This is a genomic window from Dietzia sp. DQ11-44, from assembly GCF_014145205.1.
Classification (GTDB): Bacteria; Actinomycetota; Actinomycetes; order Mycobacteriales; family Mycobacteriaceae; genus Dietzia; species Dietzia natronolimnaea.
The window spans coordinates 1-2,935 of sequence record NZ_JAALEC010000384.1 but is presented as its reverse complement, the minus strand read 5'-3'; the positions used below and the strand labels follow the sequence as shown (position 1 = coordinate 2,935).

Sequence of the window (2,935 nt, the reverse complement as noted above, 5' to 3'; positions counted from 1 at the left end):
CCGGGAGCCGGAGCGGGCTGCGCGGGGGCGGGGGCGACGCTGGGCTGGGGGACCGCCTGCTGGGTGGCGCCCGTCCCGCCGGTGTTCCCGGTCCCCGTGCCGGAGGACTCCCACTGGGACGCGCCGGCCTGGCCACCGATGTACCCGGGGGACGGGAAGCTCTCCCAGTCGGTCCCGGACAGCGCGCCGTCCATCGCCGACTTCCAGATGTCCGCGGGGAGCCCGGACCCGTACATCGTCCCGCCCCACGCGTTGAGCAACGGCTGGTTGTCGTCGGTCCCCACCCACACCGCCGTGGCGATGGACGGGGTGTAGCCCACGAACCAGGCGTCCTTGTTGTACCCGGTGTCGCCGAGCTGGGTGGTGCCGGACTTGGCCGCCGAGGGGCGTCCGCCCGCCAGCGACTTGCCGTTGGAATAGGCGGCGATCGGCTCCATCGCGGAGGTGAGGTTGTTGGCCACGTCGGCGTCCACCACCTCCTCACCCTCGGGGGCCGAGTTGTCCAGCAGGACCTCACCGTCGGCCGTCTCGACCTTCTCGATGAAGTGGGTCGGCCGGTGGACGCCCTCGGCCGCGAAGGTGGCCAGGCTCGTGGCCATGTCGCGCACCCGGATCGGGTACTGACCCAGGATCAGACCGTCGTAGGGGTCCTCGCCCTGCTCGGTGAGGGTCTCCCACGGCAGGCCGGGGATCTCCTTGGCGACACCCGCGCGATGGGCCATGTCCCGGACGTCGTTGGCCCCGTTCTCCAGCATCCGCTGCAGCCGGATGAACGAGGTGTTGAGGGACATCTTGAGCGCCATCGCGACCGAGCACGACCCGCAGGACTGGCCGTTGACATTGGTGACGGTGACGTTTCCGGTGGTCACGGGCGCCGAGGAAATCTGGGTGCCCAGCCCGATCCCCTGCTCGAGGGCGGCGGCCACACCGAAGATCTTGAAGGTGGAGCCGGTCTGCAGCGGGGCGTTGGCGTAGTCCCAGCCCTCGGCGTCCTCGCCGCCGTAGTAGCCGATCACGCCGCCCGTCCGCGGGTTGATGGAGACGACCGCGGTCCGGTTCTCCGGCCTCTCCCCCTGCATGTTGCTGCGGGCGGCCTCGACCACCGCCTCCTGGGTGGACGGGTCGATCGTCGTGGTGATCTTGAGCCCGCGGGTGTTGAGCATCTGCTCGTCCAGGCCGGCCATCGCCAGCTCCGCCAGCACCTGACGACGGATCGCCCCGTTGGTGGGGTCCCCGACGTTCTGGTCCACCGCCTGGGGGTCCTCCACGACCTGGGGGAACACCGCCATGCCGCGCTGCTGGGCGTCGATGGCCCCCATGTCCCGCATGCCGTCCATGACGTAGTTCCAGCGGCCCTCGGAGGCGGCGGCGTTGTTGAGCGGGTCCAGCACGGACGGGGACTGGATGACGCCCGCGAGCAGTGCGCCCTCCTCCACGGTGAGGGCCTCCACCGGCTTGTTGAAGTACGCGGTGGAGGCGGCGGCGATGCCGTAGGCGCCGCGGCCGAAGTAGATGGTGTTGAGGTAGGCCCCGAGGATCTGGTCCTTGGACCACTCGTTGGTCATCTTGGCCGCGATGATGATCTCCTTGGCCTTGCGCTCATAGGTGGGAGCGTCGCCGACCATGGTGTTCTTGACGTACTGCTGCGTGATCGTGGACCCGCCGCCGGCGCTCGACTCGCCGGTGACCTGCCCGATCACCGCGCGGCCGATGCCCGTGGGGTCGTAGCCCTCGTTGGTGTAGAAGCTGCGGTCCTCCGCGGCGATGACGGCGTTTCGCACGTGCACGGGGATGGCGTCGACCTCGACCAGGGTGCGGTTGCCCTCCGGGGGGACGATGCGCCCGATCATGGTCGTGCCGTCGTTGGTGTAGATCTCGGAGATCTGGTTGGTGGCCACGCTGCCCGGGCGGGGGATCTCGGTGCGGTTGTAGGTCACCCCGACGATCACCAGCGGGATCACCAACAGGACGACGACGACGAGGATCAGCGTCGTCCAGATCGGGTGACGCCGGAACCAGCCGCGCCGGGGCGAGGAGTCGTCCCAATCCCCGTCAGATCTCCCACGCGTCCTGTCACTTTGCGACATCTTCTACCCTCCTGCGAGCAGCTCCGACCGGTACGGGCGACCCCCGCTGACGGTGCATTGAGGTCCATTGTGTACGAAATCGCGCTCCACTCGGAACTCGGCGCACCCGGCGAGGGCGCTCAGCGGTGCCTGCGGAGCTCCCGCGCCGCCCGGCGCACGCGCCTGCCCTCACCGGAGGCGAGGCCCACCTCATAGGACTCCACCAGGTGGTTCCACGAGCAGCTGCGACACACCTCCACCACGTGCACGGTGAACGCGTCATGGGTCAGTGCCAGCTGCTCGATCTCGTCCGCGCTCCGCGCCGATCCGGACGCCGCACCCAGGTCGTCGCCGAACACCCAGGACACCTCGGTGAGGTTCTCCTTGCGGCACACGGGGCACACGGTCCCGGTCTCCACGCCGTGGAAACTCGCCGCACGCAGCAGATAGACGTCCGCGTCGCACACCTCGCGAAGTGCCGAGACGCCCTCACGGAGATCCGCCAACACCCCTCGACGCCGCAGGGCGAAATCCACCACCCGCCGACGCCGGAGGGCGTCGCGGCCGGTGGGGTCCTCCGGTCCCGGCGGGGGGCCGGGTCGCCGGGGGCGGAAGTCGGCGTGGTCCACGGGATCAGCCTACGACTCGCGCCGGACCCCCGCGCGAGTCCGGGGCACGAGCACGGGGGGTCCGGGGCGCGAGGCCGGGGGGTCCGGGGCCCGCGTCTGTCTCGATCCGTCCGTCCGATGTCACGGACGGGTATATCGGCGCGATACATCCGAAGGTGTACTCTCGGTGACCGTCGCGGAAACCCGCAGGCATGAGACGTCGAGGGGAGGGGTGTGGTGCTCGAACTGGCGATCCTGGGG

2 protein-coding genes are annotated in these 2,935 nt (G+C 70.0%); both read right to left on the bottom strand.

What is annotated here, in order from left to right:
• Nucleotides 1–2,087, bottom strand: a 2,087-nt coding sequence (locus tag G6018_RS10140; protein WP_182639532.1) for a transglycosylase domain-containing protein, incomplete at its 3' end; no start/stop codon positions are given.
• A 119-nt stretch (nucleotides 2,088–2,206) separates the two neighbouring features.
• Nucleotides 2,207–2,605, bottom strand: coding sequence for a DUF5318 family protein (locus G6018_RS10135; RefSeq protein ID WP_179526059.1), 399 nt, complete (start codon nucleotides 2,603–2,605; stop codon nucleotides 2,207–2,209).
• Nucleotides 2,606–2,935 lie beyond the last annotated feature (330 nt).